General features: G+C 66.8%; 3 protein-coding genes and 3 pseudogenes. 4 read left to right on the forward strand and 2 right to left on the reverse strand.

From position 1 onward, the window contains the following. Positions 1-431: 431 nt before the first annotated feature. Positions 432-1,101: pseudogene (locus tag ACWDSL_RS51330) on the reverse strand (integrase core domain-containing protein); the annotation flags it as partial. A 479-nt stretch (positions 1,102-1,580) separates the two neighbouring features. Here ACWDSL_RS51330 and ACWDSL_RS51335 point away from each other — a divergent pair. Further along, positions 1,581-2,306 (forward strand): annotated as a pseudogene (locus ACWDSL_RS51335) (integrase); the annotation flags it as partial. Here ACWDSL_RS51335 and ACWDSL_RS51340 read toward each other — a convergent pair. Beyond that, entirely contained in the window at positions 2,295-3,134 is an 840-nt protein-coding gene (locus tag ACWDSL_RS51340) for an endonuclease/exonuclease/phosphatase family protein (protein WP_450496408.1), read from the reverse strand. The pseudogene ACWDSL_RS51335 and the gene ACWDSL_RS51340 overlap by 12 nt on opposite strands. Before the next feature lie 235 nt (positions 3,135-3,369). Between ACWDSL_RS51340 and ACWDSL_RS51345 the strand changes: the two genes are divergently transcribed. From ACWDSL_RS51345 to ACWDSL_RS51355, 3 genes and pseudogenes are all read left to right on the forward strand, one after another. After that, positions 3,370-3,846 carry a hypothetical protein gene (locus ACWDSL_RS51345; RefSeq protein ID WP_450496404.1) on the forward strand — a complete coding sequence of 159 codons (477 nt, stop codon included), beginning with the start codon at positions 3,370-3,372 and terminating at the stop codon, positions 3,844-3,846. 173 nt (positions 3,847-4,019) lie between these two features. Next, positions 4,020-4,409: pseudogene (locus ACWDSL_RS51350) on the forward strand (transposase); the annotation flags it as partial. Positions 4,410-5,391: 982 nt separating this feature from the next. Beyond that, the coding region (locus ACWDSL_RS51355; protein WP_450496406.1) for a DUF4232 domain-containing protein at positions 5,392-5,811 on the forward strand (420 nt) is incomplete at its 3' end.

Here is a 5,811-nt window from a genome sequence, read left to right on the forward strand (position 1 = left end):
AGGCCCTGCCTTCATGCCCCCGCGCGGCCACAATCACCTGAACAGCACACCCGTACGGAGCCCCCAGCCCTCCACTCGGTTTCGAGAAGCCCTCTGACCGCTAACGCCGCGGCGACGGTCCTGGCATTGGGCGCCTGCGAAGACAAGGACGACAAAGCCGATGTGGCGAGCGCCACCACTGGGCCTTTACGCCACCCGTAGGGCGGGCCCAGGGATCAGAGGATGGAACCGTCGCCAGCCGGGGAAACCCGACACGGCCCACCGGACCCCGTCCCGACCAGCGAGAACAAGAGGTACCCCCGTGTCTGCCACCACAGCAGCAGTTGGACCAGCCCGCCAGCCACGCCACGCCCCGTAGCACTTCAAAACTGCTTCACCGCGCAGGTCGCATAGGGTGTCACGGTTTCCGGCACCCACACGCTTGTGATGTGGTTGCGGACCTGCTGATCCGTCCACCGCGCGGTCGGGTGTGCGGTCACCCCAGCGACGTGCAGGCGACGCGTGCCGTGCTCGAGGAAGACCAGCGCGTAGACCCGGCGCAGGTCCACCAGGTCGATATGGAGGAAGTCGCAGGCGATGATGGAATCGCCCTGTGCTGTGAGGAACTCACGCCACGTCGGCCCGCCGCGGCGGGGAGCCGGGCCGATGCCAGACGCCGTCAAGATCCCCCAGACCGTCGAGGCACCGACTTACCCCAACCGCGTGAGCTCGCCTGCGGCAGCCCCAGCACGGATTCGCCCGAGCCAACCGCACCACCAGATCCTTTATCACATTCGCGGTAGGCGGCCGGCCAGGGCTGCTCCGGTACTTGCTGTGGTCCCATCTGCGTGCAACAAGCCTTCGGTGCCATACGAGCAGGGTCCCCGGAGTCACCAGGAAAACCCGCGCCCAGCGCCACCGGGGTATCAGCGAGGACAGCGCCGCGAACCAGAGCCGGTCCGCCTGGTCGAACCGCACCCGGCCCGCAAGCTGCCTGCGCAGCACCGCATTCCCGTGACGGAGCACCAGCAGTTCAGCATCCTTGGCCGCCTGCCGATGCAGCAGCACCGCCGGGACCGACAACAGCTTCCGCGTCACCTGATACACCAGCGAGACGATCACCCCGGCATGTTCCCAACATCCCCGCAGGTCTCGCCAGACCCCCTATGAGCAGCAGCGACGCGTTTCTGAACGGCACAGGATGAGCGCGACCGTCTCTTCCGCCAGCGGTGGCCGGCCGGGTCCGGTCCGGGGTTGGCGCCATTTCCAGCGCACCAGACGCCGGTGCCAGGTCAGCAGTGTGCCCGGGGTGACCCAGCCGGTGGCGGCGTAAGACGGGTGGCAGGTGCCGCGCGAGAGCGGAGAGCACGGCACGATCAGCCCATGAGAGCCGCGGACGCTCCATCTGACGGCGCAGGACGGCGACCTCATGGCGAAACGCGAGGATGTCGACGTTGCTCGCGGCAGTCGTGTACGCGCCAGAAGCCTCGTCCGTGCTGGTCAGGGAGCCTGAGCGCTGCAGCGGGCCTGCCGGTCAACCGTGACGGTGGAGGACCCATCCCCCGTTGCCGACGCGACCTCACCGATTCCAGCATGGTCCGGTGCTGCTGCGACTGTCCTACCTGGCCTTGACGAGCATGTTCACGCTGATACGGCTTCTGCCCATGAGTGATCGTGACAAAGACGCCGAGATCCTGGTGTTACGCCATCAACTGGCCGTGCCGCAGCGACAGACCGACAACCCAAAGCTCACCTGGCCAGACCGTGCACTGCCGGCCGCCCTCCTGCACCGCCTCCCCTGGGTCCATCTTCGTCAACTACCGCTGATGGTCTCGCGTGACACGGTGCTGCGCCGGCACCGTGAGCTGCTGCGCCGCCGCCACGCGAAGGCCTCCCGCCCCAAACGGCCGGGACGACTCCGCACTGTACGATCCGTACGCACCCTGGCGTTACAGCTGGCACGAGAGAATTCCAGCTGGGGGTACCGGCGCATCCACGGCGAACTCGCCGTCCTCGGTATCAAGGTCGCCGCCGGCACCATGTGGAACATCCTCAAGGAACACGGCATCGACCCCGCACCCGAACGCCAACACACCACCTGAGCGACCTTCCTGCGCACCCAGGCCCAGGCCATCCTCGCCGCCGACTTCTTCGAGACCAAAACACTGACCGGAGCGACGCTGTACGTCCTCGCGGTGATCGAGCACGCCACCCGCCGCGTGCGGATCCCCGGCGCGACCGCACACCCCAGCGCGGCCTGGGCCACCCAGGCCGCCCGCAATATGGCCATGGACCTCCAAGCCGCAGGCGCCCACTCAAGTTGGGTCCAGGTCGGTGTGCAGCAGGTGGTGGTCCGAGTACGGGGTCGGAAGCACACGGTGCTCGAGCGGGACGATGCCTCGCAGGAAAATGTAGTCAAACTTGCTCTGCCAGTCGGTGGTCGGCTTGCAGGTTCCGGTAGACGAGGGATGACACTGGGGGTCTGTGTCCGCGGCCAGTGCCCACATCCCGGTGAGCTCGGGAGCGTCCGGCACAGCGTTGAAGTCGCCGAGAACGATCGCACGGTCGTGCCGGGCGACGTCTGCGGCGAGTATGTCGGTCTGGTCTGCTCGGACTGCCTCCTGACGTCGTTGAGCGAGGTGTGTGTTGAAGACCCGGACCGACCGGCCGCCCACACTGGTGGTGACTGCCATGTACCCACGGTCCTCGGATCCGCCGTCGGGGTATTCCACGTTGACCGAGTTCGTCATCGGCGCCGCCGAGAGGACCGCTTGGCCGAATGCCCCCGGACTCCACGGCGCTCCCCCGCAGCGGCCCCAATTCCGAAGAACCATCCCGTACTCGACGTGGTAAACCAGCCCGTAAAAGCCCTCCAGATAGTCCCGCATCCGCTCGACGTCACGCACGCACGCTTCTTGTAGGCCGATCACCTGGGGCGCATACGTGGCGATCTCCGCTGCGCGGTCGACGTTGCTTTCCTCACAGGGGTTGCAGATGTTCCACGTCATGACCCGGTTCGGCACGACACCCCTGACGGCATCGACGGGAAGTGGCCTGGCGAGGGGCGCGCCGCTTGGTGCGCTGGGGCCGACGAGCACCATGCAGGCTACGATCACGGCGCCCGCGAACAACCGCGTGTCCCTTCCGAGCACCATCGCCTCCTCAGAGTGGATTCACGTGGCATCCGACGTCTCCATGCACGAGGTTATGGGACGGAGTTGTGAGCAACATACGCGGTGTGCCGGATCTCATTGCGCTCGGACGAAGCCGCCGCCTCGCCCAGGTCGACCTGAACCGTACCGCCGCACGTGCACACCGGTCGCCGTGCCATCCGTGCGGCGGCAATGACCATCCGACCACGGAACATGGCGCAGGCTGCTCGTACTGGGCGTGAAGGTGGCCGCCTCGACCGTCTGGAAGATCCTCAAGCAATCCGGCGTCGATCCAGCCCCCGACAGGACCTCCAGCACATGGGCCGACTTCCCGCGCTCCCAAGCCGACGCCCTCCTGGTCTGCGACTTCTTTGAGACGGTCACCCTGTCCGGCGCGCGGATGCATGTACTCGCGGTGATCGAACACAGTAGTCGCCGCATCCGGATCCTCGACGCCATCGAACACCCGACCGCCTCCTGGGTAACGCAAGCGGCGAAGAATCTGGTCATGGACCTCGAGGACGTCGGATGCGGGGGGGCACGATTCATGATCCAAGACAGGGACGGGAAGTTCTCAGGAATGTTCGATGGCATCCTCGCGGACGCGGGTATCGCGGTCGTCCTCAGCGGCATCCAGATGCCGAGAAACACCGCAGTGTCCCGATCGCACTCTCGCAGTGCACGTTCATCCGCCGGGCCCGCGGGGCGGCCCTGACGGTTTCGATGCCCTCAGCTTCGAAGACCGCGCCGAAGGACTTGGCGTATTGGCCGTCCCGGTCGCGGACCACAAAGCGCAACGACTCGAGGCACACGCCCACCTCAAGAGCAAGGTCGCGGGCCTGCTCGGCCTGAAGGGTGTCAATATTCCGATCAGGCTGCTGAGCTGGGGTGGCCGTGGCCGTCACCGCCGCCAGCGTCCACGACTCCGCCGCCGGCACCCAACTCCTGGCCAAAGCCCGCGAGCACCACCCCACCGTCACCAAAGCCTGGGCCGACAACGGCTACAAGACCAAAGCCGTGGAACAAGCCGCCCACCTCGGCATCGACCTCGAAATCGTCCAACGCGACCCCAACATCCGCGGCTTCCACGTCCAGCCCCGCCGCTGGGTCATCGAACGCACCCTCGGCTGGCTCATGCACCACCGCCGCCTGGCCCGCGGCTACGAAACCCACCCCCACCGATCAGCAGCCGTGATCCAACTCGCCGCCATCACCCTCACGACCCACCGCCTCACCCACGAAACCACCACCAACTGGCGCAGCAGCTCATCCAAATGAAACGGACAACAAAGATTCAAACGCTCACTCAGTCGGCAACGCGGATGATTCGGCGGAGGTCTGCGACGGTCTGGGTGGCGTCTTCGAGAGATGGCACGGGCACCTTGATCACGGTGGCGGATGCAACGATGCTGTGGTCGGCCCAGAAGCACATGGGGACGCCCCTCGCCCATGGCCCATGGGCATCCATGTTGTCGGTTCGCGTGAGGTGGCACTTCATGCTGGCGTTGTCGAGACCGTCGGGATGCTGCTCAACCGGAGTGCCGACCATCTCATTAGGAGTCGGTACTCGGACATCACCGACGCCGGAGCGATGATCTTGTGAGGTCCGTCGTCTTTGAGGCCACCGGCGCTCGCACGCTTGTCACCGTCCGGTGTAGCGCCCCGGCTGGATCCCGCAGTTGGTGATGAAGCCCACGGTGCGCGACCTCCGGGCGCTGCGGCCGCACCGTCGCCGCCGCTGGAGCACCCCGTCAGTGCCGCCCCGACGAGGGCCGCATACACGGTTCCGAGCAGCATCTGCGATCGCACAATTCCCCCAGGCCCTCGAATGCTCTGCCAGGAGGGACAGTAGCCGACGCGCTACGACGCGCGATCAAGCGAGTGTCGGCAAAGCGAGCAGAACGCGTGATCTGGCGGGCTTCAGAAGAAGACGCAGCCCTCGGACTACCGGGGCAAAGGTGGCGTCAGGGCCTCGGTTGCCTGAGCCTGCAACCCGTCGAGTGGTCGTGCTCCTGGCGCTCGCCGCCGTCGTCATCTCGGAGACGTACGCGGCGAGCCCGGCCGAGCTCGCCGCGCGCCAGCCAGCGGTCCGCGTAAGGCGGCCGACGGCGCTTCACCGTCTCATGATGGCGTCTTTTCCCTGGTCACTGACGCGTTAGTGGGGTGTTAGTGGGGCGGCAGTGTTGCGATAGTGGCCCCGGCCAGAGTTGTTGTCGTACCGAGCAGACGACGACACCGACCGCCCTTGGGGGGACCCGAAATGCGCTCCAACACCACTGCCCGCACCGCCCGCCGCCGCACCTTCCGCGTCGCCGCCGCGGTCCTGACCGCGGCCGCCGCGCTGACCCTGACGGCCTGCAACGGCGATGAGAAGTCCGCGGGCCAGGCCGGCACGGCCCCGGCCGGGTCGAGCAGTTCCTCGGGTTCCTCCGGCGGTGCGCAGGGTTCCGACGCCAAGGGCAAGGGGGGCTCGGAGGCGGGCGGCGGGCAGGACGCCACCGACGGTGCGGCGAAGGGCGGGGGAAAGAGCAAGTTCTGCCGCACGAGCGACCTGGTCATGGAGGCTGTGGACAGCTCGCCCGACCAGAAGGTGGGTGAGGTCACTGTTCAGATGACCAACAAGGGTGCGAAGACCTGCTCGGCGACGGGCTTCGCGGGCGTCGACCTGAAGGACATCGAT

The organism is Streptomyces sp. NPDC000941 (genome assembly GCF_053599555.1).